Source organism: Jannaschia sp. R86511, from assembly GCF_042466345.1.
Taxonomy (GTDB): Bacteria; Actinomycetota; Actinomycetes; order Actinomycetales; family JBBAYJ01; genus Aquipuribacter.
The window spans coordinates 4,478,510-4,504,977 of sequence record NZ_JAXHCD010000001.1; the positions used below are offsets into that span (position 1 = coordinate 4,478,510).

At 73.2% G+C, this 26,468-nt stretch carries 23 protein-coding genes and 1 other RNA gene; 12 read left to right on the forward strand and 12 right to left on the reverse strand.

All coding sequences use genetic code 11. The annotated features are described in order from the left end of the window. Positions 1–70 precede the first annotated feature (70 nt). The 3 genes from ffs to SJY06_RS21030 all read left to right on the forward strand — a co-directional run bounded on the left by ffs (position 71) and on the right by SJY06_RS21030 (position 1,292). Positions 71–167: signal recognition particle sRNA small type (ffs, locus tag SJY06_RS21020), an RNA gene on the forward strand. A gap of 83 nt (positions 168–250) precedes the next feature. Further along, positions 251–550, forward strand: a complete 300-nt coding sequence (locus tag SJY06_RS21025) for a type II toxin-antitoxin system VapB family antitoxin (RefSeq protein WP_380169486.1) — start codon at positions 251–253, stop codon at positions 548–550. 76 nt (positions 551–626) lie between these two features. After that, positions 627–1,292, forward strand: coding sequence for a LytR C-terminal domain-containing protein (locus tag SJY06_RS21030; protein WP_380169487.1), 666 nt, complete (start codon positions 627–629; stop codon positions 1,290–1,292). Here the strand turns inward: SJY06_RS21030 and SJY06_RS21035 are convergent. The 7 genes from SJY06_RS21035 to SJY06_RS21065 form a co-directional block, all read right to left on the reverse strand. Continuing rightward, positions 1,289–1,759, reverse strand: coding sequence for an Lrp/AsnC family transcriptional regulator (locus SJY06_RS21035; RefSeq protein WP_380169488.1), 471 nt, complete (start codon positions 1,757–1,759; stop codon positions 1,289–1,291). The two genes, SJY06_RS21030 and SJY06_RS21035, sit on opposite strands and share 4 nt — an antisense overlap. A 49-nt stretch (positions 1,760–1,808) precedes the next feature. Further along, positions 1,809–5,396 carry an indolepyruvate ferredoxin oxidoreductase family protein gene (locus tag SJY06_RS21040; protein ID WP_380169489.1) on the reverse strand — a complete coding sequence of 1,196 codons (3,588 nt, stop codon included), beginning with the start codon at positions 5,394–5,396 and terminating at the stop codon, positions 1,809–1,811. 143 nt (positions 5,397–5,539) lie between these two features. Continuing rightward, entirely contained in the window at positions 5,540–6,697 is a 1,158-nt protein-coding gene (locus SJY06_RS21045) for an SLC13 family permease (protein ID WP_380169490.1), read from the reverse strand. Positions 6,698–6,728: 31 nt separating this feature from the next. Beyond that, complete coding sequence (locus SJY06_RS21050) at positions 6,729–7,439, reverse strand: Type 1 glutamine amidotransferase-like domain-containing protein (protein WP_380169491.1); 711 nt, start codon at positions 7,437–7,439, stop codon at positions 6,729–6,731. Further along, the gene (locus SJY06_RS21055) at positions 7,436–9,202 is read right to left on the reverse strand and encodes a helicase HerA-like domain-containing protein (protein WP_380169492.1); all 1,767 of its coding nucleotides are present in this window, start codon (positions 9,200–9,202) and stop codon (positions 7,436–7,438) included. Before SJY06_RS21055 ends, SJY06_RS21050 begins: the two co-directional genes overlap by 4 nt. 69 nt (positions 9,203–9,271) lie before the next feature. After that, positions 9,272–10,594 carry a methyl-accepting chemotaxis protein gene (locus SJY06_RS21060; protein ID WP_380169493.1) on the reverse strand — a complete coding sequence of 441 codons (1,323 nt, stop codon included), beginning with the start codon at positions 10,592–10,594 and terminating at the stop codon, positions 9,272–9,274. Positions 10,595–10,714: 120 nt separating this feature from the next. After that, the gene (locus SJY06_RS21065) at positions 10,715–12,568 is read right to left on the reverse strand and encodes an ATP-dependent metallopeptidase FtsH/Yme1/Tma family protein (protein ID WP_380169494.1); all 1,854 of its coding nucleotides are present in this window, start codon (positions 12,566–12,568) and stop codon (positions 10,715–10,717) included. Between the two features lie 256 nt (positions 12,569–12,824). On the opposite strand from SJY06_RS21065, the gene SJY06_RS21070 reads away from it, so the two are divergent. Further along, entirely contained in the window at positions 12,825–13,538 is a 714-nt protein-coding gene (locus SJY06_RS21070; protein WP_380169495.1) for a hypothetical protein, read from the forward strand. Positions 13,539–14,027: 489 nt separating this feature from the next. Beyond that, positions 14,028–14,825: a transglutaminase domain-containing protein gene (locus tag SJY06_RS21075; RefSeq protein ID WP_380169496.1), complete on the forward strand. Its 798-nt coding sequence runs from the start codon at positions 14,028–14,030 to the stop codon at positions 14,823–14,825. A 221-nt stretch (positions 14,826–15,046) separates the two neighbouring features. Here SJY06_RS21075 and SJY06_RS21080 read toward each other — a convergent pair whose 3' ends face one another. From SJY06_RS21080 to SJY06_RS21100, 5 genes are all read right to left on the reverse strand, one after another. Then, positions 15,047–15,421 (reverse strand): hypothetical protein, encoded by a 375-nt coding sequence (locus SJY06_RS21080; protein WP_380169497.1) that lies wholly within the window; start codon positions 15,419–15,421, stop codon positions 15,047–15,049. 208 nt (positions 15,422–15,629) lie between these two features. Next, complete coding sequence (locus SJY06_RS21085) at positions 15,630–16,229, reverse strand: PH domain-containing protein (protein ID WP_380169498.1); 600 nt, start codon at positions 16,227–16,229, stop codon at positions 15,630–15,632. Then, positions 16,222–16,587, reverse strand: a complete 366-nt coding sequence (locus SJY06_RS21090) for a hypothetical protein (RefSeq protein ID WP_380169499.1) — start codon at positions 16,585–16,587, stop codon at positions 16,222–16,224. The genes SJY06_RS21085 and SJY06_RS21090 overlap by 8 nt, the downstream gene beginning before the upstream one ends. Before the next feature lie 297 nt (positions 16,588–16,884). Beyond that, on the reverse strand, positions 16,885–17,388 hold the full coding sequence (locus SJY06_RS21095; protein WP_380169500.1) for a hypothetical protein: 504 nt from the start codon (positions 17,386–17,388) through the stop codon (positions 16,885–16,887). Between the two features lie 280 nt (positions 17,389–17,668). Next, the gene (locus SJY06_RS21100; protein WP_380169501.1) at positions 17,669–18,202 is read right to left on the reverse strand and encodes a hypothetical protein; all 534 of its coding nucleotides are present in this window, start codon (positions 18,200–18,202) and stop codon (positions 17,669–17,671) included. A 778-nt stretch (positions 18,203–18,980) separates the two neighbouring features. Here SJY06_RS21100 and SJY06_RS21105 point away from each other — a divergent pair. The 7 genes from SJY06_RS21105 to SJY06_RS21135 all read left to right on the forward strand — a co-directional run bounded on the left by SJY06_RS21105 (position 18,981) and on the right by SJY06_RS21135 (position 26,384). Continuing rightward, positions 18,981–19,244: a hypothetical protein gene (locus SJY06_RS21105; RefSeq protein ID WP_380163756.1), complete on the forward strand. Its 264-nt coding sequence runs from the start codon at positions 18,981–18,983 to the stop codon at positions 19,242–19,244. Positions 19,245–19,252: 8 nt separating this feature from the next. Beyond that, complete coding sequence (locus SJY06_RS21110) at positions 19,253–19,615, forward strand: hypothetical protein (protein ID WP_380163758.1); 363 nt, start codon at positions 19,253–19,255, stop codon at positions 19,613–19,615. After that, the gene (locus SJY06_RS21115; RefSeq protein ID WP_380169502.1) at positions 19,612–22,428 is read left to right on the forward strand and encodes an ATP-binding protein; all 2,817 of its coding nucleotides are present in this window, start codon (positions 19,612–19,614) and stop codon (positions 22,426–22,428) included. The genes SJY06_RS21110 and SJY06_RS21115 overlap by 4 nt, the downstream gene beginning before the upstream one ends. A 104-nt stretch (positions 22,429–22,532) precedes the next feature. Next, the gene (locus SJY06_RS21120; RefSeq protein ID WP_380169503.1) at positions 22,533–24,524 is read left to right on the forward strand and encodes a hypothetical protein; all 1,992 of its coding nucleotides are present in this window, start codon (positions 22,533–22,535) and stop codon (positions 24,522–24,524) included. Further along, positions 24,521–25,099 carry a hypothetical protein gene (locus tag SJY06_RS21125; RefSeq protein ID WP_380169504.1) on the forward strand — a complete coding sequence of 193 codons (579 nt, stop codon included), beginning with the start codon at positions 24,521–24,523 and terminating at the stop codon, positions 25,097–25,099. Before SJY06_RS21120 ends, SJY06_RS21125 begins: the two co-directional genes overlap by 4 nt. Beyond that, on the forward strand, positions 25,099–25,644 hold the full coding sequence (locus tag SJY06_RS21130; RefSeq protein ID WP_380169505.1) for a hypothetical protein: 546 nt from the start codon (positions 25,099–25,101) through the stop codon (positions 25,642–25,644). Before SJY06_RS21125 ends, SJY06_RS21130 begins: the two co-directional genes overlap by 1 nt. Next, positions 25,569–26,384, forward strand: a complete 816-nt coding sequence (locus tag SJY06_RS21135; RefSeq protein WP_380169506.1) for a C40 family peptidase — start codon at positions 25,569–25,571, stop codon at positions 26,382–26,384. Before SJY06_RS21130 ends, SJY06_RS21135 begins: the two co-directional genes overlap by 76 nt. Positions 26,385–26,468 lie beyond the last annotated feature (84 nt).

Genomic DNA, 26,468 nt, shown 5'->3' on the forward strand with positions numbered 1-26,468 from the left:
TAAGGGTAGTGCAGGTCCGGGACCGCTCCGGACCGGTTCGGCGCCGGCCCGGGTGGTTGCTACCCTCGTCGACGACCCCCCGTGTGGCGGCACCCTGCTGAACTCCCCCAGGGCCGGAAGGCAGCAAGGGTACGTGGGCTCTGCTGGGTGCACGGGGGGTCCTCGCACGTCCAGGCAACGATCCGGTGTCGATCCGTGTCAGCCGAAGCGGCGACGGGGCAGCGCGACGTCGGCGTCGTATCCTCGGGCGGTGATCTTCAAGCGGGTGGGCCACGTGCGTCCGTACCCGGACCACGGCCGGTACTCGGCCAAGGACTGGGCCGACGTGCCGCCCCGCCCTGTCCGCCTGGTCGAGCTGGTGACCACGAAGCGCACGCTGGACCTGGAGCAGCTGCTCGACGAGGACTCGACGTTCTTCGGCGACCTGTTCCCGCACGTCGTGCAGTGGCGCGGCGAGCTGTTCCTGGAGGACGGCCTGCACCGGGCCGTCCGCGCGGCCCTGGGCCAGCGCGCGGTCGTCCACGCCCGCGTGCTGGTGCACGAGGGCTAGGGCCGGAGGAGCCGACATCTTCAACCGCAGACGCCCCCAACCGCCGCCGGAGCCGCGCTGGGACGACCCGATGTGGGTGCCCGAGCCGGTCGAGCGCTGGATCGAGCCCGAGGAGGTGGCCCGCCGCCACCGCCGTCGCCGCGGCCGCTGGCGCGCGTTGCGCCACGCCGTCGTGCTGCTGCTCGTCATCCTCGTGGTCGGCGGGGTCGGCGTGGTGGCCGGCGGGGCCGTGCTGGGCCGCTGGGACCTGCCGTGGGCGCCGGACCTGGCCGACCGGCGGGCCGCGGCGGAGCCGTCCACCGCCCCGCTCGACTGCGAGCGCGCGCTCGTCACCGCGGCCAGCGCCCAGGGCACCAACGTCGAGGTGCTGAACGCCACCACCCGCAGCGGCCTGGCCGGCACGGTGGGCGACGAGCTCACCGAGCGCGGGTTCAGCGTGGTGGAGGTCGGCAACTTCAGCGGCACCGTGACCGAGCCGGCCCGGGTGCTCTTCCCCGAGGGGGCGGAGCGGGCCGCGCTGGCCGTGGCCGTGCACCTCGAGGGCTCGGTGCTCACCCCCGACACGCAGGTCTCCGTGGTCACCGCCGTGCTCGGCGAGGGCTGGACCGGTCTGGCCGACCTGGAGGCCGTCGCTGAGGCGGCGCAGGAGCCCCGCCCGTCCGTCGTTTCCTGCGCCGAGCCGGAGCCCGGGACCGCCGCTACGGCCGACGCGGCGGCGACCCGGACAGCTGAGCGCCGCTAGCCGTCCAGGACGGGCAGCGTGGTCTTCTCACGGTGCTCGAGCACCAGCGAGGTGTGCTCGGCCACGACGTTGTCGAACGACGCGATGTCGTTGAGCAGCCGCTCCCCCAGGCTGGTCACGTCGGCCGCGGACAGGTGCACCAGCACGTCGTAGGTGCCGGTGGTCAGGCTGATGCCAACCGTCTCGTCCAGCTGCCAGACCGCGTCGATGAACGCCGCGACGACCTCGCTGCTCTTGGGCTGCAGCCGCACCGACACCACCGCGCGCACGGTCCGCCCGACCGCCCGGTGGTCGACCACGGCGTGGTAGCCGGTGATGACACCGGCCTCCTCGAGGCGGCGGACTCGGGCGAGCATGGTCGACGGCGCGACCCCGGCCAGGTCCGCCAGGGCCTTGTTGGACCGGCGGGCGTCGCGCTGCAGCTCGGCGAGGACGAGCCGGTCGAGGGCGTCGAGGGTCACGGCCATGACGCGACGCTAGCCGGGCCCGCGAGAGCGGTCCCGTCCGGTTCTGCGCTCAGCCGCCGTACCCGGCCATCGCCTCCTGGACCGCGACCCGGTACTCGGCCACCCGTCGCTCCTTGAGCGCCTCGTAGCCGCGCACCGAGTCCACCATCCCCGCGATCTCGACCGCCCGGGCGTGGCTGCCCGCGGACAGGCCGGCGACCAGGCGGGCCACGAGCGAGACGTACTCGCCGACCAGGGCCCGCTCGGTGCGGCGCATCCCGGTCGCCCCGAACGGGTCGAGCCGGGTGCCGCGCAACCGCTTGCCCCGGGCCAGGGCCGCGAACCCCGGCCGGGTGCGGTCGTCGAACCGGATCTTGCCCGTGCGCCCCAGCGCCTTGAGCACCGGCGGGTGCAGCAGGAACGACCGCGGCCCGGCCCCGGCCTCGGCCGCCGCGGCGTCCGCCTCCGGTAGCAGCATGAGCCGCGCGACCTCGTACTCGTCCTTGTAGGCCATCAGCTTGTGCAGCGAGCGGGCGACGGTCGTGGTCAGCTCGTCGTGGCCCTCGCCGACCAGCTCCCGCTCGGCCGCGGCGACGCGCTGCACGACGTCCAGGAAGCGCCCGGAGTAGCGGGCGTCCTGGTAGCCGACCAGGTCCGCGGCGAGCATGCGGACCACCTCGGCCAGGTCGTCGTGCAGGTCGAGCCCGTCGACCCGGCGGCGCAGCGCCCCCGGCAGCGGCGGGGTCGACAGCATCTCGCCCGCGGTGACCCGACGGCGGGCCACCTCGGCCTCGACCCGCTCGGGGTCGGCGGCCCACGCCCGGCCCCAGTCGAACGCGGCGAGGTTGGCGTCGACGGCGACCCCGTTGAGCTCCACGGCCCGGCGCAGGCTGGCCGGGTCCACCGGCACGGCACCGGTCTGCGCGGCCGCGCCCAGGACGAGGACGTTGGCGTAGGCGGCGTCGCCCAGCAGGACGCGCGACATCCGGCTGGCGTCGCCGGCCAGCAGCTCGGTCGACGCCGCCCGCAGCCGGGTCGTCACCTCACGGTCGCTGGGGTAGGCGATGGACGGCTGGGACACCATCCGGCCGGTGGGGGTCCGCGTGGTCGACAGCACGACACGGGTGCCCCGCGGGTCGCAGGCGGCCAGCACCGGGTCGCTGGCCCCGACGAGCCCGTCGAAGGCCAGCAGGGTGGAGGTCTGGCCGTCGCCGATCAGGTTGGTCGACGCGGCGCCCTCCCGGGTCAGGACCACGTCGCTGATGACCGGGCCGGCCTTCTGCGACAGCCCGGTCTGGTCGAGCCCGCTGACGTCCCAGCCGTCGAACATGGCGGCCGTGCCCAGCATCTGGGCCACGGTGACGACGCCCGTCCCGCCGATCCCGGCCAGCCGGATGCGCACGACGTCCCCGCCTGCGGCCCGGGCCGGCGCGGGCAGGTCCCACCCCGGCCCCTGACCCGCAGAACGGGCCGTTGCGTCGGCTAGGCCGCCAGAGAGTGCCGTTGCGTCGGAACCGTCGGCCTCGTCGACGCCTGAGACGTCGATCTCCATGAAGGCGGGGCAGTCGCCCTTGACGCACGAGAAGTCGAGGTTGCAGGAGTCCTGGTCGATCCGGGTGCGCCGACCCAGCGGGGTGTCGACGGGCTGCACGGACAGGCAGTTGGACACCGCGCCGCAGTCGCCGCAGCCCTCGCAGATGCGGGGGTTGATGGCGATCCGCTTCGGGGGCGTCTCGACCTTGCCCCGCTTGCGACCTCGCCGCAGCTCCGCCGCGCAGGGCTGGTGGTGGATCAGCACGGTGACGCCGTCGACGGCGGCGAGCTCGGTCTGCACGTCGACGATGTCGTCGCGGTCGCGGACGTCGACCTCGCGCGGCAGGCCGGCCCGGTCGTAGTCGCGTACGTCGGGCGCGGTCACGACGACCCGCTTCGCGCCCAGCGCCAGCAAGGTGGTGGCCAGGGCGGGGACGCCGACGCTGAACGTTGCGTCCTGCCCGCCGGTCATCGCGACGGTGTCGTTGTAGAGGATCTTGAAGGTGATCCGGGCGCCCGCGCCGATCGCGGCCTGCACGGCCAGCTGGCCGGAGTGGAAGTACGTGCCGTCGCCGAAGTTCTGGACCACGTGCTCGGTCTCGACGAACGGGCTCATCCCGATCCAGTGGGCACCCTCGTTGCCCATGGCGGTGATGCCGAACGTGTCGCCGACCAGCGCGGGGTCCATCAGCAGGCTCATGCCGTGGCAGCCGGTGCCGGCGCCGACCAGCGTGCCCTCGGGGACCTTGGTGCCCCAGTTGTGCGGGCAGCCGGAGCAGAAGAACGGGGTGCGCTGCGTCGACAGCGGCAGCAGCGAGCCGACCTCGATCCGCTCGCGCGGCGGCGGCGTCAGGCGCTCGGCCAGGCGCTGCGACAGGCGGGCGCGAAGGGCCTCGACGATGGCGTCGGCGTCCATCAGGCCGTAGGAGTGCAGCAGCTCGGCGCCGGTCTCGTCGCGCTTGCCGACCACCCGGGGGCGGTGGTCGGTGTCGTACAGGACCTCCTTGACGAGGCCTTCCAGCGTCGGGTTCTTCTCCTCCACGACGACGATCTCGTCGAGCCCGCGGGCGAACCGGCGCACCATCTCGCGGTCGAACGGCACAGGCATCCGCAGCTGCAGCAGCCGCACGCCGACCGCGGCCAGCTCCTCGTCGCTGGTCAGCCCCAGCCGGCGCAGGGCCTCACGGGTCTCGTAGTAGGTGTAGCCGGTGGCGACGATGCCGATCCAGGCGTCGTCCGGGTCGACGGGCACCCGGTTGAGGCCGTTGAGGACGCCGTAGCGGTAGGCCAGGTCCTGCCGGACGGTCCGGAACTCCTTCTCGACCGCGATCATGCGGGCCGAGCCGAGGAACACCGCGGACGGGTGGCGCTCGACGGCGTCCCAGCCCTCCGGCATCACCGGGTCGGCGGTGAGCGCCGGCAGGTCGACCGTGCCGACGGCGTCGGCGACCGGGGTGACGACCTTCATGGCCGCCCACAGCCCGCAGGCGCGGCTGATGGCCACGGCGTGCAGGCCCAGCTCGAGGCACTCGGCGGGGGTGCCGGGGTAGAGGATCGGCATGTGCAGGTCGACCAGGGCGGCGTCGCTGCTGGAGGGCATGGTGCTGGACTTCGCGGCCGGGTCGTCGCCGACCAGGGCCACGACCCCGCCGTGCTGGCTGGTGCCGGCGAACACGCCGTGCCGGATGGCGTCGGTGGCCCGGTCCAGGCCGGGGGCCTTGCCGTACCAGATGCCCAGCACGCCGTCGTAGCGCGCGTCGGGGCGCGAGGCCGCCAGCTGCGAGCCCATCACGGCCGAGGCGCCGAGCTCCTCGTTGACCGCGGGGCGGTGCACCAGGGGCAGGTCGTCGTGCAGCCGCTTCATGCGGGCGACCTCGAGGTCGTAGCCCCCCAGCGGGGAGCCGGGGTAGCCGGACAGCAGCGCGGCCGTGCTCAGCCCGGCGGCCCGGTCGCGGCGCAGCTGCTCGATCGGCAGCCGGGCCAGGGCCTGGATGCTGCTCATGATCACGCGGCCGGAGTCCTTGGTGTACCGGTCGTCCAGGCGGTAGCCGTCGGCCGTGGCCGCGGTCGGCGGCGGGTCCACGCGCGCGCCGGCCTGGTCGCGGGTGTCCGCGGTGTCCGTCATGGGTCGACCTCCTCGTCGGTTGCCGCGAGGGTCGCACTCGTGCGGAGCGCAGACAAGCACACCGAACGACACGTCGGCCACGACCCCTGTGGACCATCAGGAGCGCGCGCCGACCGCCGATCACCCGCACATCGTTCGACGGCTCAGCCGACGAGCCCGACACGGGCGGCGAGCAGCAGGCCGCCGACCCCGGTGAGCACCGTGACCGGGGCGGCGAGCAGGCCCAGCGCCATGACCTGGCCGATCGGGACGCGCGCCCCGGCGGCCCGGCACCGGTCCCACCACAGCAGGGTGGCCAGCGACGCCCAGGGCGTGACCAGCGGCCCGGCGTTGGTGCCCACCAGCAGGGCGGCCAGGCGCAGCGCCGACCCCTCCGCCGCCGGCTCCAGCGCCAGGTAGGCCGGCAGGTTGTTGACGGTGTTGGACGCGAGCGCCCCGGCCCCGGCCAGCCGCAGCAGGTCCAGGGCCCCCTCGCCCGTGCCGGCCAGCTCGGCCAGCAGCGCCGACAGCCCCCGGTCGGCCACGGTCTGCACCACCAGGAACAGCCCGGTGGTGAGCAGGACCAGCCGCCAGGGCAGCAGGGAGGTGCTGAGCAGGTGCCGCGCCCGGACCCCCGCACCGGCCCCGAGCACCAGCGCCCCGGCCACGGCGGCGACGGCGGGCTCCACCCCCAGGGCGACGACGGCACCGATGCCCACGCAGACCACGCCCGTCAGCCCCAGCAGGACCCGGTCGCCGGCCCGCACGTGCTCGCGCAGCACGAACCGGCCACGCAGCCGGCGGTGGTAGCAGGCCAGCAGCGTCAGCACCGTGGCCAGCACCACGGCGACGGCGGGCAGCACCATCACCGACACGTAGCTCTCGCCCAGCGCCCGCAGCCGTCCCACCGCCAGCAGGTTGGTCAGGTTCGACACCGGCAGCAGCAGGCTCGCGGTGTTCGCCAGCCAGACGACCAGGACCGCGAAGGGCAGCAACGGCAGCCCCAGCCGGCGGGTCAGCACCAGCACCAGGGGCGTGAGCAGCACCGCGGTGGTGTCGAGGCTGACGAGCACCGTGACCACGACGGCGACCACGGCGGTCAGCAGGTAGAGCAGGACCGTGCGGCCGCGGGCGGCCTCCGCGGCCCAGCGCGCGGCCACCTCGAACGCACCGATCCGGTCGGCCAGCTCCGCGACCACGGTGATCGCGGCCAGGAACAGCAGGACCGGCGCGACCCGAGCGAGCAGGGCCGCCGCCTCCGGCCACGGGAGCAGACCGGTGACCACGACGAGGACGCCCGCACCCGCCAGCCACCGCCACACGAGGGGTAATCACACACCCTCGCGGCCGGTCTCAGAGCACGACGACCGATCCCGCCGGGTGCTCCTGCCGGCCGTCGTCGCCCAGGACCCACGCGCTCGCCCGGCCGACGACGCGCCAGCTGCCCGGTCCGCCCACGAGCGCGGTGTCCTCGTCCACCCCGACCCGGCGCACGCCCTCGGGCAGCGCGTGGGCGGCCAGCCGTCCCAGCAGGTGGGCGCCGAACCGGTCGAAGTGGGGCACGACGGCGAGCCCCGGCACGACGCCGAGCCCGGCCACGGGCCCGGAGAACGGGTGGCGCACGTCGGGGACGCTGCCGCCCAGAGCCATGGCCCCCGCGCTGCACCCCGCCAGGGCCGCCCCGCCCCGCCACGCGGCCTCGATGGCCGCCCACACCGCGGTGGCGCGCAGCGTCTCCGCCAGGAACCGGGGGTTGCCGCCGGACAGGTAGACCAGCCCCGCCCCCTTCACCAGCGACGCCAGCCCGGGGTCGTCGGCCGACACCCGGTCGACCACCGGCACGACGACCTGCTCCACGCCGAGCCGCTCGGCCGCACGCCGGCCCAGCTCGTGCCAGCGCGCGAGGGACGACTGGCCCTCGGGTGCGGCCGCCGTGGCCAGCTGCACGTAGCGCGGGGCGCGGCCCAGCAGCAGGGACGCCTCGACGTCGTGCATGACGGGCAGGTACTCCCCGGAGCCGACGAGGGCGACCGGCCCGGGCTCGCCCGGTCCGCCCCAGCTCACCGTCGTCGCCGGGCGGTGCCGAACAGCCCGCGGGTGATCTCGCGGCCGAGGACCGTGCCGGCCGAGCGCAAAAAGCTCTTCACGGCCGGCGAGGCGAGGACCTCGCCGACGGCGCCGGTGGGCTGCGGCTCGGGCCGCCGCGAGGCACTCCGCCGCCGGGGCGCCGGCGTCGTGGGTCCGGGCGTCGTGCGCTCGGGGGGCAGGTCGTCCCAGGTCTGGCCCGGCCCGGGCAGCCCGTCGGCCGGCACCGGGGCGTCGGGCCCTCGATCGCCTGCGGGCTCCGGACCGTCGACGCGAGACCGGGGCCCGGAGCCCAGCCGGGCGCTGAGCATCTCGTAGGCGGACTCGCGGTCGACCTCGACGCCGTAGCGGGCCTGCAGCGCGGACGCGGCGACCGTGGCGGCCACGTGCTCCGGCGGTGCCGGGGACATCGACGCCTGCGGGGCGCGCAGCATGGTCCACGCCACGGGGGTGGGGGCCCCGCGCTCGGACAGCACCGTCACGACGGCCTCGCCGATCCCGAGCGAGATCAGCAGCGCACCCAGGTCGTAGCCCGAGGTCGGGAAGGTGCTGACGGTGGCCTTGAGCGCCTTGGCGTCGTCGGGCGTGTAGGCCCGCAGCGCGTGCTGGACCCGGTTGCCCAGCTGGGCCAGGACGTCGCCGGGGACGTCCTTGGGGGTCTGGGTGACGAACACGATCCCCACGCCCTTGGACCGGATCAGCCGCACGGTCTGCACGACCTTCTGCACGAACGCCTTGGGGGCGTCGGCGAACAGCAGGTGCGCCTCGTCGAAGAAGAACACCAGCTTGGGCCGGTCCAGGTCACCGACCTCGGGCAGGCCCTCGAACAGCTCGGCCAGCAGCCACAGCAGGAACGTCGAGAACAGCGCGGGCCGGTCCTGCACCTGGGCCAGCTCCAGGCAGGTGACGACCCCCCGGCCGTCGGCCGTGGTGCGCAGCAGGTCGGCGGGGTCCAGCTCGGGCTCGCCGAAGAACGCGTCGGCGCCGGACTCGGCGAACACGACCAGCTCCCGCAGGATGACGCCGGCGGTGGCCTTGCTCAGCCCGCCCAGGCCCGCGAGGTCGGCCTTGCCCTCGGGCGAGGTCAGGTGCTGCACCACCGCGCGCAGGTCGGCCAGGTCCAGCAACGGCAGCCCGGCCCGGTCGGCGTGGTGGAAGACCAGGGCCAGGCTCGAGGTCTGGGTGTCGTTCAGGTCGAGCACCTTGGCCAGCAGGTCGGGGCCGAACGACGAGATGCTGGCGCGGACCGGCACCCCGGCCTCGAGCCCACCCAGGGCCAGGAACTCGGTCGGGAACGCCGTCGGCACCCAGTCCTGGCCGATGCCGCCGGCCCGGGCGCGCAGCGCGTCGGAGGCGGTGCCGGGCACGGCGACGCCGGACAGGTCGCCCTTGATGTCGGCGAGGAACACGGGGACGCCCTGCGCGGACAGCTGCTCGGCCATCACCTGCAGGGTCTTGGTCTTGCCCGTCCCGGTCGCCCCGGCGACGAGGCCGTGGCGGTTGAGCATCGCCAGCGGTATCCGCACCTGGGCCTGCGGCCGGGGCGAGGGCGTGCCCCCGTCGTCCACCAGCAGGGCGCCGAGCTCCAGCGCCGGCCCGGCGAAGCCGTAGCCCGCCGCGACAGCCGCGACGTGCTCGGCGTGCTGGTCCTCGGCGTGCTGGTCCTCGGCCTGCTGCTCCGGGCGCTGCTCGTCCGGGCGCTGCTCGTCCGGGTCCTGCGGGGGCGTGCTCTGACCGGCCATGCGTCACCTCGTCGTCCGCTCCTGGTGGCCGGAGCCTACGACGGCGGCGGCCGGGACCGGCCGGGGGTGTCAGTCGCCGTCGACGACGGTCGCGGCCTCCGCCACCCCCCGCAGCTGGGTGGCCACCCGGTCGGCGGCCGCGGTGGCGCTGCCCATGGCCGCCGACACCTCCGCCGTGGCGGCGGTCTGCTGCGTCACGGCAGCCTCGATCGTCTGCTGGGCGTCGAGCACGTCGCCCATAACGGAGCGGATCCGGTCGACCAGCGCGGCCGTGCCCACCACCTCGACGCGCACGGACTCCACCACGCGACGGATCTCGTCCGTGGCGGCCGTGGTCTCCCGCGCCAGCTCCTTGACCTCCTCGGCGACGACCGCGAAGCCCCGGCCCGCCTCGCCGGCCCGGGCCGCCTCGATGGTGGCGTTGAGCGCGAGCAGGTTGGTCTGCGCGGCGACGCCGCTGATGCGGCCCGCGATGGCCTCGATCTCGGCCATGGTGCCCGTGAGCCGGGCGATGGTCTCCACCGACTCCTGCGAGTGCGAGTCGGCGTCGAGCGCGGTGGCCGAGGCCTGCCCCGCCGCCGACGCGATCGACCCGATCGCGCTGCGCAGCTCGTCCAGCACCGACGTCGCGGTGGCCACGTCCCGGCTGAGCGCCTGGCCCGCCGACTCGACCTCGAGCATGCGGTCGGCCACGTCGGCGGCGCGGGCGCGGTTGGCCTCCAGCCGGCGCGTGGACCGGGTGGCCGACGCCTCGCGCTCCTCGGCCAGGCGGGCCAGGCTCTCGGCGCGCTCACGCGCCGCCTGCTCGGACCCGGCGCGGCGCCCGGCCTCCGCCTGCTCGGCGAAGCGCCAGCCGAAGGCCAGCGCGGCGGCCTGGGCGAGCAGGAAGACCGCGTGCAGGGCGGCGTAGGCGACCGGGTTCTGCTGGGCGTGGTCGGAGGAGAAGACCGCGGTCGGGGCGACGAGCGCCATCAGCGAGTGGTGCACGGCGACGTACAGGACGGCCGCGACGAACGGCGCCCACGACTGGTAGAGGGCCACCACGGTGAGCAGGACGTAGAACGCGATGTGCAGGTCGGTGAGCCCACCGCCCGCGTGCACGAGGACGCTGGCCCCCAGCATGAGCGCCAGGCTGACCGCGCTGCTGCGCACGGCCTGGCCGGCGCCCGAGCGCCCGACGAGCAGCAGCGGCAGGACCGCGCCGAGCTCCACCCACACCAGGGGCTCGGCCGTGCCCCGCAGCAGGGCCAGGGCCAGCAGCAGGGGCACCTGCAGCGTGGCGATGAGCAGGATCACGCGGTGCCGCGCGGCGAACACGTCGTCGGTGAGCGGGACGCCCCGCGGCAGCCAGCCGGACGAGGGGGTCGCAGTGGTGCCGGGGGTGGAGGTCATGCCGGCGAGATCGGCACGGCGGAGGCCCATCTGAGCCCTGGGCGTCGGGGCCACCTGAATGAGCGTCGGGGCCACCTGAATGGGCGTCGGGGCCACCTGCACGGCCCCCACGGGCCTGGGTCAGGCCGGCTCGCGGGTGCGGGCGCCGGCCTGCACGGGGATCCGGCCCAGGTCCCGGGCGGCGACCTCGGCCTGGATCACCCGCAGCTGCGCCAGGGTCAGGTTCTCCGCCTCGAGCAGCTGCTCGGCCACGGCGGTGAGCAGGGCCCGGTTGCCAGTGAGCAGCGACGTCGCGTCCCGGTGGGCCTGGCGCAGGAGCTCCTCGGCGACCGCGCGCACCTCGTGCGCGACCTCGCCGCCCATCCGGACCGTGTCGTCGTCCACCAGCAGGTACCCGTGGCGGGACATCCCGTACTTGGTCACCATGGCCAGCGCCCGGGCCGACGCGGCGCTGAGGTCGCCGTGGGCGCCCTGGGTGAACTCGCCGTCCAGCAGCAGCTCCTCCGCCACGCGGCCGCCCATGCTGACCCGCAGGTCCGCGAGCGCCCGGCCCCGGGTCAGGAACATGTCGTCGTTGCCGCTCATCCAGGTGACGCCGCCGGCCGGGCCGCGCGGGACGATCGACACCTGGACCGGGTCGTCGGCGTGGTCGAGCAGCAGCGCGGCCACGGTGTGCCCGGCCTCGTGCCAGGCGGTGACCCGCCGGTCGAAGTCGGTCACCAGGGCCGCGGTGCGGGCCCGGCCGAGCGCGACGGTGGCCACGGCCGCGTCGAGGCAGTCGGAGTCGACCAGGTGCAGACCGCGGCGGGCGGCCTCCATGCAGGCCTCGTTGACGACCTGCGCGAGCTCGGCCCCGCTCATGCCGGGCGTGCGGCGAGCCACCGAGACCAGGTCGACGTCGTCGGCCATCGGCCGGGACCGGGCGTGCACGGTGAGGATCTCGGTACGGCCGCGGCGGTCGGGCGCGGGCACCTGCACCTGCCGGTCGAGCCGGCCCGGGCGGGTCAGGGCGGGGTCGAGCACGTCGGCCCGGTTGGTCGCGGCCAGCACGATGATGCGGTGGTCGGTGTCGAAGCCGTCCATCTCGTTGAGCATCGAGATCAGGGTGTTCTCGCGCTCGGTGTCGGCCCCGCTGTGGCCGGGCCCCTCGGAGCGGGCGCGGCCGATGGCGTCGATCTCGTCGATGAAGATGATGCCGCCGTCGGAGTTGCGGGCACGGTCGAACAGGTCCCGCACGCGCCGGGCGCCGACGCCGGCGTAGGTCTCGACGAAGTCGCTGCCGGCCAGGGGGAAGAACGGCACCCCGGCCTCGCCGGCCACCGCTCGGGCCAGAAGCGTCTTGCCGGTCCCGGGCGGGCCGACCAGCAGCGCCCCGCGCGGCGGTCGGGCCCCGACCCGGGTGAACCGCTCGCCGTCGCGCAGGAACTCGACGAGCTCGCGCATCTCGGTGACGGCCTCCTCGCAGCCGGCCACGTCGCTGAAGCGGGCCGAGGGCACGTCGTCGACCTGCTTGCCCCGGCGGCCCTTCATGGAGCGTGCCCCCGTCAGGGCACCGGTGCGCATGGCCCAGACCAGTCCGCCGACCAGGGCCACCATGACCAGCAGCGGCAGCAGGCTGGACAGCAGCCCCGGCGCCCGGAGCGGGTCGGTGTCGACCTCGGCCCCGGCGTCGACGAGCTGCTCGGTCAGCGTGCCGGCGTAGGCCTTGGGGAACGCCGCGGTGACGCTCGACCCGTCCTGCAGCGTCAGCAGGACGGTCGCGGCGGCCTCGTCCATGCTCGCGCTCTCGACGTCGCCGGCGGCCACAGCAGCGACGGCCTCCGACAGGGGCACCTGCTCGGGCCCCTCGGGCATGACCTGCTCGACCACGACGACGGCCGCCGCCACAGCGGCGAGCATCCCCGCCGCGACCAGAGCGGTGCGGCGGTGGCGCGCGGCGCGGGAACGCTGGTGGTGCGACTGCTGAGGGGCCATGACCTGCCATCGGCACGACGGCCCGCGACCTTCACCACCGCCGTGCCGCGCGTGACGTGCCGGGGGTCACCCCGTCACCGCCCCAGCGAAAGAGAAAGCACCTACCGAGGGGGTATGCCCGGTGTACCCCCACGGCACCTGTTGTCCTCGACGACCGCGAGGGACCCACGACCGGGCGCGCCGGCGCCGACGAGCGACCTGGTCCCGGACGGCCGTCCACCCGGGGCGGTGACCACCGCTGCGCGAGGATGCGGGGGTGACGGACGACGGGTGGCACAGGGCTGCGGCCGCGGCCGCCCGGCGTCTGCGTTCGGAGCGTGGCCTGGACGACCGCTGCGTCGTGACGGCGTCGTTCCGCGGCCCGGTCGTCTGCTTCGGTGACCTGCACCTGCCCGTCGGTCCGGGCACAGACGTGGCCGCCCCCGAGGACCTGCACGCCGTGCTGGACGAGGCCGTCGCCTGGGAGCGTGCCGCGGGACCGGGGCGGTGGCTGCCCCGGGACCAGGAGACCGTTGACCGGCTGTGGACCGAGGCCACGGCGAGCGTCCCCCTGTACCGCCTCGCCGGGCAGCTCCTGGCTGCCGACCTGGAACGGACGACGCGGCAGTCCTTGACGTGGACGGTGACCGTCACGGCCTCGAGCGAGCCCCAGTATCTTCCTGCCGCGGTGCCGCGTCCACCGCTGCCCACGATCGGGGTGGAGCTGGCGTTCGGGCCGGACGGCGGCGGAGGCTACAGCGTCCCCGTGCTGGAACCCCTGACCCTGACCGAGGCCGTCAGCGAGCTGCTGTACGTAGGTGAGGACGACATCATCGAGGAGCTGTGGGGCCGGTGGCCGCTGTGCGCGTCCCACGTCGCCGAGCTCGTCCTCGACGAGCAGGAGGGCACACCCGTCTGGGCGTGCCCAGTCGACCAGCGCATCTGGTCCCCCGTCGGCCGGCTGGGACCGGGTCACATCCAGCGGGACTGACCGCGCCGGCCGACAGGACTCAGCCGCGCCGCGGTCAGCGAGGTCGACGTCCACCGGCGACGTCCCCACCGGTAAGCAGATCGCCACTGTTCTGCACCCGAGGGTCAGCCCGACAGGTCTCGCAGGTGACCAGACACCCTCGGTGACCCGGCCCTCTCGACCCGACAGGTAGAGGCCCGAAACGGACGAACCCCGCCCGGACCTGAAGTCCGGGCGGGGTTTCGTCACTATGGGGACCGAACTACGTCAGTCCCTCGTGGCGAGGGAGTGACGAAACCTCGTCGTCGCTGGTCGGGGGCCACATCGTCGGCTGGCATCTGCGTCAGCCCCCACCATCTGCGTGAGCCATCCCCCACTTCCCGGACCGGCGCGCCCACGTCCGGCTGGTGGGCCGAGGGACGTCCTGGCAGTGGCGGGACGCCTCGGCTGAGGGGCTCACCTTGTCGGTATGCACTGCGGGGCCATGCCCCACGGCGCACCATGAGGCCCATGACGTCGCGTGCGCTCACCCCGTGGTCCAGTCGTGCCGGACGGACGTCCTTCACGACGCCCGTCCAGGACGACTGTCCCGGGTCTACGGGCGCCACGCGGATCCTCGACCACACCTCCGCGGAGGTGCAGTCGCTGCTGCGGGGCTGCCGCCGGCCGGGCGCCCAGGGCGATGTCACCGGCGTCCTGCTGCGGGCGCACGGGCTCATCGCCGAGCGGGTCCGGCCGGTGTACGCCGTGGAGGACACCCAGTCGGTCAGTCGGACCCTGCGGCGTGGGCGGGGCTCCTGCTCCCAGCGACTGGCCGTGCTGGAGGCCGTGGCCCGGGCCGTGGGTGTCCCGACCCGGTCCCGTGGCCTGCTCCTGGACGGCCGGTTCTGGTACCCGCGGTTCCCCGGTCTGCGGGCCGTCGTCCCCGACCAGGTCGTCCTGGCCTGGCCGGAGTTCCACGTCGACGGCACGTGGCTGGACAGCTCCGCCCTGCTCGCCGCCCCGGACCTCAGCGGAGCCGACCATGGCGTCCAGTTCACGAACGCCGGCGAGGAGACCCTGTTCGAGGCGGTCGGGCGCGGTGCTGTCCGCTGGGACGAGGCACCGGGCTCGACTGACGACGGTCATGAGCAAGCGCAGGTCGGCTGCGACACGTGCAGCCTGTCGGGGTGGGTCCTGGCCGAGCTGGGCCGTTACGACTCCCGCGACGAGCTGTTCGCCGCGCACGGGCAGACCCTCTGCTGGCCGGCCCGTACGGCAGCGGGTCCGGTTCTGTCCCGCTGGTCGGCAGGTGCGGCAGCCTCGTGACGGTCATCCACCGGCTGACCCTGGAGCCCCTCACCGTCCGGGCGTCGCGGTCTATTAGCTGCTGGTCGACGGGACTCCCCTGCGGGACCTCCCGACAGACACCGCCGACGGCGACTGGGATGTCCCCGGGCTGGGGGTTATGAGGAGCACCCGACATCGACCGAGCTGCCGCGGCCCCCGACTGCGAGGATCCTGACCAGAGTCTGCGCTGCGAACGGGTCTCACCAGTCGCTCCCCTGCCGAAGCGCGTGCAGCACCTCGCTCGCCCGTGCGGCCGCAGCCTCCTTCGTCGGATGCCGCTCGTCTCGGACAGCTTCCCGGTCTGAGTCCGCGCCGAAGGGCCTGACGACGACCCGGTAGTCCGTGCGTCGCTGCAGCCGGTAGGCCAGCCACAGCAGGCCGCGAAGCGGCAAGCTGTGGACGATCAGCTGCGTCCGCCTGTTGCTCCGCATCGGGTCGAGCGGGCTGGGCAGCTGCAGCAGGCGTTCCTGCCCCGGCCACCCGCGCCAGGCGTTGCCGCGCACGAGCCGGACCTCCCACTGGGAGCCGTCCGGCGCGGTGGCCTCCCGTGTGGGGTTGATCAGGAACGACACCATGCCCGCCATGGTGCCGGGGACCACCGTCGAGCGCAGTCGCCGGGCGCCGGCCTGCCTGGGTGCTGGTCGGACCGACCTCGTCCACACGCCTCCGTCCACCCGGCCTTCGTCGATGGCGCTGAGGGCCGCCCGGCCGGCGACCCTCCGCTCGTCCGGACCACCTCGGTCGGCGTGCCGCAGGGGTCGCGATGCCTGGGGAGTCCCCCGGTCAGAACGCCCACGAGCCGTGGCGTACGGCCGCTAGTGCGGGTCCCGTGATGGCGACGGCGGCGAACACGATGGCGTCCAGACGCCAAGACTCCCAGCGCGCTGTGTCGTCCCGTGAGTGGCGCGAGGGGCGGCCGACCTCGTGCAGCGGCCTCGTCCCGGCCCGGTACTCCCGCAGCTGCTCGTACGTCGACTCGAGGTAGTCCTGCTCCACGGCGGCGGGGGCTCCTCCGATGCTGCCGACCCCCGATGAGCGCAGCTCGTCGACGTACGGCGGGATGCGCACGGTGAAGACGAGGTTGACGTCTGCGCGGAGCTTCTCGACCTGGGACCACTCGAAGCGATGCGTCTGGAAGGTGTTGGCGAGGGCGACGCCGTGCTCGTCGATGAGGACCCGAGTGCGGGCTCGCCGCCACAGCAGCACCGTGCCGGCGGTCAGGAAGACCCAGACCGCGGTTCCGGCGCCGGACCCGTCCAGCGCAAGCGGCAGGCCACCGACGACCACCACGAGCACGGCGAAGAAGACCACGAAGTGCATCCGGTACGGGCCGCTCAGCTCGCGGGTGACCGGTCCCGTACGGGCGCCGACCCCGTCAGGCACTGGGTGGCCGGCCGGAGCTCCGCGCACCAGTCGTCTCGTCGGTCCACCGGCCCCACGTCGCTGCGGCGCCAATGGCACACCCGGCCGCGAGAACCAGCGGCAGCGCGATGTCGGCGAACAGCGCCATCGGCCCCAGGAGCATGACTCGCCCCGTCCCGCCGGGCGTTGCGGCCTCCGCTCGCTCGGCCCAATTCTCCGGGGCCCCGGCCGGGTCCTCCGGGGCAACGGTGACCACGTCACCCACGTCCACGCCCTCCGCGCCCACGAGCCCGGCCGACAGCTCCAAACCGGCGTCGTTGACCCAGCGCAGGACACAGCCGGACTCCCGGGAGCCCTCCAGGCATGACACGTCGGTCACGACAACCTCCCTCGCCTGCGACACCACCGCGGCATGGCGCCACCCGCCGCCGGCCGCCACGAGGGCAAGGACGACGCTGAAGGCCGCCAAGACGAGCGGCACCGCTAGGCGCCTGAGCATCCTCAACCTCCTCTCCCGTCTGCCGCACCCGCGACCGGCACCCCGAGCCGGACCAGACGGTCATCTTGCTGGACACGGTGCCATCCCTTCGGCGCCCGAAAGTCAGGTTCCGGCGGTCTCCGCGACAGGGCGCCACCGCGCCGCCCGAAGCAACCGGGAGCGCCGGCGATGGTCCCGTCAGTCACCGGCGCTGTGGGTCAGCAGCACGGTGGTGGTGCTGAGGAACGCGGGCGCCTGCTCGACCGAGTCGACCCAGGCCGGGTCACGGAAGCCAGTGAGCGAGACGGTCTGTCTCCCGACGTGGCCGGTGGCCCGGCAGGCGACCGGTTCCCCTACGTAGGAGGGGGCGACCTCGCAGTTCCAGGTCACATCATCCGAGACTGTGGCCAGTAGTTCCGTCAGGTCGGTCTGGAGAGCAGCTGGTAGCGCTTCCACACTCCAGCAGGAGTAGGCGTCGTCGCAGAGGTTCAGGTCGGCGGGTGCGGTGAAGGTCGCCGGCATCTGGAGGCCCTCCATGGCGTCCTGGAGCGAGGGGTCGAGGCCGCTGTCCCTCGGGTGGGCACCGATGGCCGGCCCGGCCAGCAGGACCGCGGCCGCCGTGCACCCAGCGACTGCGGACAGGACCCCGGTCAGGACGGGGAACCTGCGGGTCGCGGCGTTCAGTGTGTGCCGCATCTGCATGGTCGTCATGGTGCCCCTTCGGCCTCGTCGGGCAGTGCGGTTCCGTCGATGTCGCGACTTCGGCGCGCGCGGATACGCGGGTGGCAGATCGCCAGCCACGCGCAGGTCACGGCTACGGCAGCCCTGCCGGGCCTTTGGCGGGGCGGCACGCCGGCCAACAGGCAGCAACAGACGCCGGAGGCCCGCCATGGCGCAGACCCGCACGACAGGACGGTGACATGCCCCTGCGAAGGGCCCGCGCTCTCCGGTCGAGCTGCGGCCGCCGATGTGCCCCCAGCAGCTACGGCGTTCGCGGCCCGTTCACGACGACGCCCGAGGCGCGAAGCCCTTGCCGCCAGTCGAGCTCATCGGCCATGACCGCTTTGTTGCGGAGCACGCCGGGCGACTTGTCGGCGATGAAGCGCCACACCTGCTGGTAGCACGCTGTCACGGCTGCCAGAAGGTCCTTCCTGCTCGCACGGGCGCTGACGTCGCCTTGCTCGAGGCTGACTCGACCGTTGTGCGTGCCGAAGGTCAAGAAGAGTTCCACGCTGTCGTCGAAGTGGTCCCACTGCGCGCGATGTCGTTGCTCCGGCTCGGCTCGCGCGGCCAGATGCAGCAGGTAGGCGAGGTAGTTCGACTGGGACCCGTCGTTCTCCGGACGGAACAGAACGCCGCCGACGGCGATCTCGAGCTCACCGACGAAGGCCTCCTCGGTGAACCAGTCGTAGGACATCCGATGCCAGGGCATGGAGATCTGCCGGTCCATTGCGAACTCGCTCGCCGGCACCTCGAACGAGACCGTCACGTCACCGGACTGACCTGTCGCTTTCACACGCCCATCCTCTCGTGCCCTACCCACGGTCGGAACGGTGCCGTCGTCGCCTGGTTGTCCCGGATCGAGCCGGGGTGACGACACGACTTCGCAGGTGGAGAACTCACTGACAGCTCCGGTCGGGCACTCCAATCACCCGCCGTTCTGCGATGACGCGCCCGCCGTCGGTCCCCCCTTCAGCGAAGACCCGGACCGCCGGCGCCGACACCCTCGGCGAGCCGGCCACGCCGATCCGGGAGGCCGACACAGGCCCCGAAACGGACGAACCCCGCCCGGACCTGCATTCCGGGCGGGGTTTCGTCACTCTGCTGACGGGAGTTCTGCAACTCCCTCGTGGCGGTGACGGTGGGATTTGAACCCACGGAGGAGTCTCCCCCTCACACGCTTTCGAGGTCTGGGAGCGGCCATTTGGATGCGTTCACCGACCCTCCGACCAGCGGTTCCTCGGCTTGGCGAACGCGGCTGGACGTGCCCGCCCACCGACAAATGAGACCGCGTCGCGGACCGCTTGCTACCGACTGTCGTTTCAACACGCGCCGAGCTGGCCGGCTCGGACGTCTGCCACTCAGTCGGGAGTCGCGCGCCGTTCACCTGACGCTCATCCACAGATGTCATGTCGCTCCGTTACGGCGGGCAATTCATCCTCTACCGTCCGAAACGGCGCACCCGCGTCGAAACACCTCATAGCGCGTCCTGCTCTGACCGTCCTCCGCCCGGGGGATCCAGAGTCGCTATGGCTCGGGACCCGCGGGCTCCTCACCCGAAGGAGAACCCGCCCATGAACACGTCCCTCACCGCACTGCTCGCCGTCCCGACCGGCACGCCCGTCAACGTCGGCGGCATCCAGGACCTCCTCCTGCAGCTGCTCGGCGTCGGCCTGGTCGTCGTCGCGATCATCGTCCTGTTCGGCGTCAAGCGCTCCAGCATCGGCGACGCCCTCGGCACCTTCGCCATCGTCGTCATCGCGCTGCTCATCGCCGGCATCAGCGTCCCGCTCATCACCGGGACCAGCGACGACATCCTCAACTTCCTCCTCAACTGAGCGTCGTCATGCTGATCGGCAACGACGACGCCATCTGGCGCTACCAGCCCCGCCTCATCGACCTGCGTGGGTGGACCGTGCTCGGCCAACCCCGCTACACGGTCCTGGCCATCGGCTCGGCCGTCACCGCTCTCGTCGCCCTGCCGCTGGTCCTGGTGTTCGGGCTTTGGCCGGGGGGGCTCTACACGCTGGCCGTCGGGTTCGTCGCCGGCTACCTGCTGGCGCCCTACTTCACCAGCGAGCAGCCCCTCATGGCCTGGCTCGCCTACGCCCGGGGCGAGCTGCGCGCCACCCGCCACTGGGTCCGCTGCCGCCGCGCGACCGGCCGGGCCCGTCCGCTGCGCCACACGTTCTCGAGGGAGTCGACATGAGCACACGCGTCCGTCTGCGCCGACGCGCCGACCACAATCCCGACACCACCTCCGACGCTGCGGACCTGACGCATGTCGCCGACGGCCAGCACCGCGCCCGGACCAGCCGCTGGACTGCCTGGCGCTCGACTACGTCCAGCGCGGCCGACTTCCCCCCGTTGCCGCTGGCGCTGCGCGGCATCCAGGGCAACGTCACCATCACCCGCAAGGGCCTGCGCGCCTGGTACCGGTTGGGCCCGCAACAGTGGTCCTGGCAAGGCGACGAACGCCGCGAGAACCTGATCCGGCAGATCGGCGACACGTACTCCGCCCTGGCGGGCCGCACGATCCACCTGCGCAGCGTCCAGCGGCCCTACCCGATCCACACCTGGGCCAAGGCCCTCGCCGAGGACACCCCTGACCCGGTCAGTCGGCAGGCCTGGGGCGAGCACCTGGTCGCCGTCCAGCGTCACCTGCGCGGGTCCACGTTCTCCGACACCGAGACCTACCTCGGCGTCAGCCTGCAGGTCACCCACCACGGCGACCGGATCAGCAAGCGCACCACGGCGAAGCTCGCGGCCGACCTGACCCGCCTCGACGCGCTGCTCGGCACACCGGGCCTGGACGGGGTCCGCGCCACCCAGGGCGAGGTCGAGTGGCTGGTCCACCGCAGCCTTGGTCTCGGCCTGCCCCAGCCCCACACCACGGTCGACGGCATGACGGTCCCGGTGGAGGCGTCGGATCTGACGATGTTCACCGGCACCCTCGACATCGACCCCAGCCCCGGCCGGCCCCACGTGCGCCTGGTCGCCCGCCCGCAGCGCACCGGCGACGCCACCACGGTCGAGCGTTACCTGGCCGTGCTCAGCGTCGGCCGGATGGAGGGGCTGACGATCCCGCAGTCGCATCTGCCCTGGATGGCGTACGCGGACTCCCTGCCGTTCCCGGTCGAGTGGTCCGGCAGCATCCGGGTCCTGTCCGGGCGGGAGGCTGCGGCGTCGATGCAGACCCGCATCGACCAGGTCGTCGACCAGGAGCAGCAGTACACCGCCAGCGCCTCCGTCGAGGTCCCACCGTCGCTGCGCCGTACCGGGGAGCAGGCCCGCGCCACCGCTGACGAGATCGCGGACGGAGGTGTGCACGCCGTGGCGAGGATCGATGGCCGCTTCCAGCTCGCCGTCGTCGCGGCGTCCCCGGCCGAGCTTGAGGACCGGGTCAACGCCGTGCTGAACCACTACCGGGACTACCGGGTCGAGCTTCACCGCGACCCCGACCAGTACGGCCTGCACCGGGAGTTCATCCCCGGCGAACCCGCCGCCTCCAGTGCTCACCGTCGCCGCGGCAAGACGGAGTTCCTGGCCGCGGGTCTCCCGCACCTGTCGAGCACCGTGGGCACCCGCGACGGCTCCTACGTCGGTTACACCGTCGGGACGTCGCGGCGGGCAGTGGCGTGGAACCTGCACCACGCGATGGAGGTCCGCGAACGGTCCGGCTTCACTCCCGTCATCGGCGGCCTCGGCTCCGGCAAGTCCGTCGTCGTGGGCTCCCTCGCCTACGACGCGACGCTGCGCGGGATCTGCACCACGGTGTTCGACCCGTCCGGCCCGCTCGCCCGGTTGACGCTGATCCCGCAGATCGCGGCGGTGTCGCAGTACGTCGACCTGCTGCGATCCGAGGCCGGCACCCTGTCGCCCTATGCCGCGGTGCCGGAGCCGGAGCGGCACAACCTGGTCGACGACGAACGGCTCATGGGCCTGCACGGCCCGGATCTCGACGAGAAGCTCGACGAGGTCTTCGCCGACGCCCTCTACCTCGCGGGGCGTCGCCGGATGCAGCTGGCCACCGACACGCTGCGGCTGTTGCTGCCGCCGGAGATCCGTCGGGCGCGGGAGTCGAGCCACGTCATCCGCAACGCGGTCCGTCACGTCGGCGGCGGCCACGACGCGTCCCTCGGCCAGGTCCTCGACGCCATCCGCGCTGATGCTCGTGACGCCGACCACGAGATCTACGACGTCCTCCGCGACATGGCCGAGTTCCCGTCCGCCCGCCTGTTCTTCACCGCCGGCGACACCGGCCACCCGCCGGTCCGCTCGTCGGAGCCGACGCTGCTGGTGTTCACCCTCGGCGGGCTGACGTTGCCCGAGCCGGACGCGGAGGAGACGAACTGGACCGAGGACGAGCGGATCAGCGTGCCGCTGCTCAGCCTGGCCGCGAACTACGCCTCCCGCCGGGTCTACGGCCGCCGGATGGGCGAACGGAAGGTCGTCGTCATCGACGAGGCCCACGCCCTGCGCCGCACCCCGGCCGGCCGGGCGCTGGTCGAGCGGTTCGCTCGGGACTCCCGCAAGTGGAACACCCGCGTCCTCGCCGCGTCGCAGAAGCCCGGCGACCTGCTGTCCCTCGAGGCCGGTGGGTTGATCGACGAGTGCATCATCGGCGGGATCGAGGACCCCGACGAAGCCGCCGCGGCCCTGCGCCTGGCCCGGATCCCCACCGGTCTCGGCTACGAACGGGCCGTCGCCACCCTCGCCCTTGGCGGGCTCCGACCCCACGTCGGTCAGGGCCGCAGCGGCGCCCGGGACGTGATCCTCCGCGACGCCGACGGGTACACCGAACGCGTCCGCTGGGACCTCGGCCACCTCCCCCACGTCCTGCAGGCCCTGGACACCACCGCCGTCGGCAACCCCACCCGCCCCTATCAATCGCACCCCATCGACCTGCGCAGCACCGACCACGCCGCGACCCGCCGGGGACCCAGCACCCCGGACGTGACGCGACTCAACGGGTCCGAGACCGGCACCGACACGCACGCCGAGGACTGGAGCGTCGCATGAGCACCGCCCGTCGCGGCCTGCTCTGCCTCCTGCTCCTGACTGCGGTCCTGCTCGGGACGGCGACGCCGGCCACAGCCGCCGCGACGCCTGGAGTCTCCTCAGGCGTGACAGTGGCGACACCGCAGCTGCCGGTTCCCGGCCTGCCCGACTGCCAGACCCCACCGACCGCCGAGTCTCCCGACCGGGGCCTCGGAGGCTTCATCACCCCCCGCCCGGCCGACCCGCCACCACGGGACGCGAACCCGTTCACTGACGGCTCAGGCGTCAGCCTCTACGAGACGACCGGCCTCGCGGGCTACCGCTGGCACATGTACGTCGACTCCTGCGTGCCCGGCCCCGGCCAAGCCACCAACGGCGCGCTCACCTCCACCGCCAACTCGCTCATGTCGCTGCCGGTCCTCGCCGTCGGCGTGGTCGCCACCCTCGCCGACACCGTCTACAACCAGACCTGGCTCGACGTCCTGGACAAGCCCGTCGCCTACGTCTCCGACGCCCTCTACGAAGGCTTCACCCGACCGTTCTTCCCCGTCATCGCGGTCGCCGTCGGCGTCCTCATGATCATCAGCATCCGGCGGGCCCGTCTGTCCGCGGCCATCGGCACCGGCTGCCTTGTCCTGGTCGCCGCGACCCTGGCCGCGTTCGCCGCCAACTACCCCAGCAGCGTCGCGAACGTCACCGACCAGGTCACCGTCACCGCCATCGTGTCCGTCAACGGCGCCATCGCCGGCAGCGACGACGCCGACCCCGCCGCCGCGACCGTCGCCCCGCTGGTCGACGCGATCCTCTTCGACCGGTGGGTCGCGGGGACCCTCGGTGACTCCTCCTCCCCGACCGCCCGGCAGTACGGCCCCGAGCTCTACCAGGCCTCCACCCTCTCCTGGGCGGAGACCGAGCTCGTCCGCAACGACCCCGACGGCGCCGGCGCGGACCTCATCGACGCCAAGCGACAGCAGTGGAGGGAAGCCGCAGACGCCGTCCGGGCGAGCGACCCCGACGCCTACGAGTACCTCACCGGGGCCCGCAGCCTCGACCGGGTCGGCCACGCGCTGGTGGCGCTGGCGCTGGTCGGGATCCTGCCGTTCCTGCTCATGAGCCTGCTGCTCGTGGCCATGAGCTATCTGATCATCCGGCTCGTCGTGATGTTCCTGCCCCTGGTGGCGCTCGTCGCGCTCCTGCTCAAGGGAACCCTGCGCAGTCTCGCCAGCCTGGTCGCCGCGGCCCTCATCAACAGCGTCGTGTTCGCTGTCGGGGCCGCCGTCACCGCGTTCCTCTACGGGGTGTTCCTGTCCGCTGACTCCGGCATCCCCGCCCTGCTCGGCATCTTGCTCGCCTTCATCGTCGGCATCGCCATGTGGATAGTCCTCAGCCCCTACCGGCGCCTCACCACGATGGTCCGCGGCAACGACGCCGTGAAGACCAGCACCGCCGAGTACCGGAAGTACAAGAAGGGCGCCACCGACCTGGCCGGCAGCGCGGCCCGCTTCGCCGGCGGGACTGCGAAAGTCGCCGCCGGCGCCCTCCTCGCCACAAAGCTCAGCGAGAAGGACGACGACGCGAAGACTCAGACCGCGTCGGAGCCCTACCGGATCGGCCCGGACACCATCCGCCCCGAGCACTTCGCGACCGCCGCACCACCCACACCGGAGTACCGACCGCGGACCGGACCGCCCGCGGAGCTCGACGGCGCGCCCGCGCCTGCTGCGATCGGCGGGCCCCACATGCCAGCGCTGCCCGCCCCTCGCGGCCCCGCCGGCCGCACCGACACCAGCCCGGCGGACCTGGCCCCACAGATCCCCCCGTCGACTGGCGCCCATGCCGCCGCAACCATGCCCGCCCAGTCACCCCGCTACAGCACCAGCACCGCTCCGACAGTCACGGCTGACGAAGCTCAGACGGAGTCGCTGGGTCGGCCAGAGACCACGCCCATGCGTGACTTCGATGCCGTCGTCGTGGACGGCGAGACCGTCACCGTCATCCACACCCTCGACGGGCCCGTCGTCGACCACTACGACCCCACCGGCGCCGCACCTGGGACCCGCCCCTCCGAGGTAGTGCCCGGCGATGTCGTCACCTCCCGCAAGGAGGGCTTGCCATGACTCGCCCCGGCCGCTTCGTGGCCGCAGCAGTGCTCGTTCTGATCGTCGGGACCGTGGTCGTTGTCACGAGGCTCACGGGTACCGCCGCAACAGAGGAGAACGCGCGCCCTGAGCCGCCCCTGGTTCTATCGGCAACGGCTCGCGTCTTATCGCCCGACGCGGTGATCCCCAGTGACGCCCCAGTAGTCGGCGACACGTCGCAGCTGCTGCCACCGGAGGTGGTCGTGGTCTCCACTGCGAGCCCAGCCGGTGAGCCGACGGCGAACGTCATCACCGTGGCCGAACGCGCCGTGCTCGCCTGGCAGTCACCCGACGACCAGACTCGGACTGAGGAACTCCGCACCCTCGCCACCTTCGAGTACCAGGAGACCGCCGCCACAATCGACGCCACCCGCGTCCCCTCCGCCCTCCCCGAACGGGTAGTCCTTCGCAGTGAGGCCGACGGCCAAGCCCTCGTCGACGTCCAGCTCGAGGACGGCACCCGGCTAGCCGCCATCCTCGTGCTCGAGCAGGACCGATGGCTGCTCGCCGATCTGCAGCCCGTGCTCGAGGCCGATACCTCGGACGTGCCCTGATGTGGCACACGCTGGCCATTCACGCTGCGGCGTCCCTGCCCTGGGGAAAGATCATCGCCGTCGTCATCGGCGTACAACTCGCGATCGCGGGGTTGGCCACGCTGCTCGTCCTCAGCGTCACCGTCGAGACCGAGCAGACCGACACCCGCGGCGACTGCACCGTCATCGTCAACCCCACCGGCCTCGACGTCGAAGGCCTCGACGACACCCAGTTCGCCCACGCCGCCACCATCGTCCAGGTCGGCCGACAGCGTGCCCTGCCGGACCAGGCCATCCGGGTCGCCCTAGCCGTCGCGGCGCAGGAGTCGAAGTTCCGCAACTACGCCAACGACGGCACCGGCGACCTCCGCCCGGACCAGCGCGGCGTCTCCCGGTCCCTTGCCTACCCTCACGACGCCGTTGGCGTGACCACGGCTCCGTCAACGTGTTCCAGCAGCAGTACCCCTGGTGGGGAACCCTCGACGAGCTCATGGACCCCGTCTACGCCGCCGGAAAGTTCTACGACACCCTCCTCGAGATCCCCGGCTGGGAGCAGCTGCCGCTGACCGTTGCCGCGCAACGCGTCCAGCGCTCCGCGTTCCCCAACGCCTACGCCCAGTGGGAGTCCCTCGCCGACGAGCTCCTCACCGCTCTCTCTGCCGAGTCCACCCCGCCCGCCGGTGCCGCTGATGCATCAGGCGCCGGCGGCCTCGAGCAGACCTACGCCAGCGCCAACCAGCGCTGCGAAGACCGGGGCGTTCCCGCCGACTTCACTGCCCTGCCGGGCGCTGACAGTGGTGAGGTCGCCGTAAACGTCGCCGCGTCCTGGATCGGCACTCCGTACTCTTGGGGCGGCGGCAGCACCAGCGGCCCCAGCGAAGGCTTCGCCCAAGGCGCCGGCATCGTCGGGTTTGACTGCTCCGGACTGATCCTTCACGCCTGGTACCAGGCCGCCGGCATCGCGCTCCCGCACTCCTCCGCCGCCATCGAAGCTATGTCGACACCTATCCTGGCCTCGGAGGCCCGCGCCGGCGACATCCTGTCGTTCGCCACCGCCGGCGGGTCCCGGGTGAGCCACGACGGTCTCTTCGACGGCCGCGGCGGCATGATCCACGCGCCCCGGACCGGCAAGACCGTCGAGTACGTACCCGACGTCCTCAACGACCCCTACTGGTCCGACGTCCTCATCAGCATCACCCGACCACCACTGCCCACCGGCTCCAGCTCGACGCATGACGGCCCTCAAGCGGCCGGACTCGTTCCCTGGTCTCTGTCCGGGCCTCGTCGTACGGTCGCGGCATGGTGACCGAGCCGGTGTACCCGAAGGTGGCCTCCGACGGCTCGCTCGTCGTGCCCATACGGCCACCAGAGACCCGTCAGGCCATCGCCT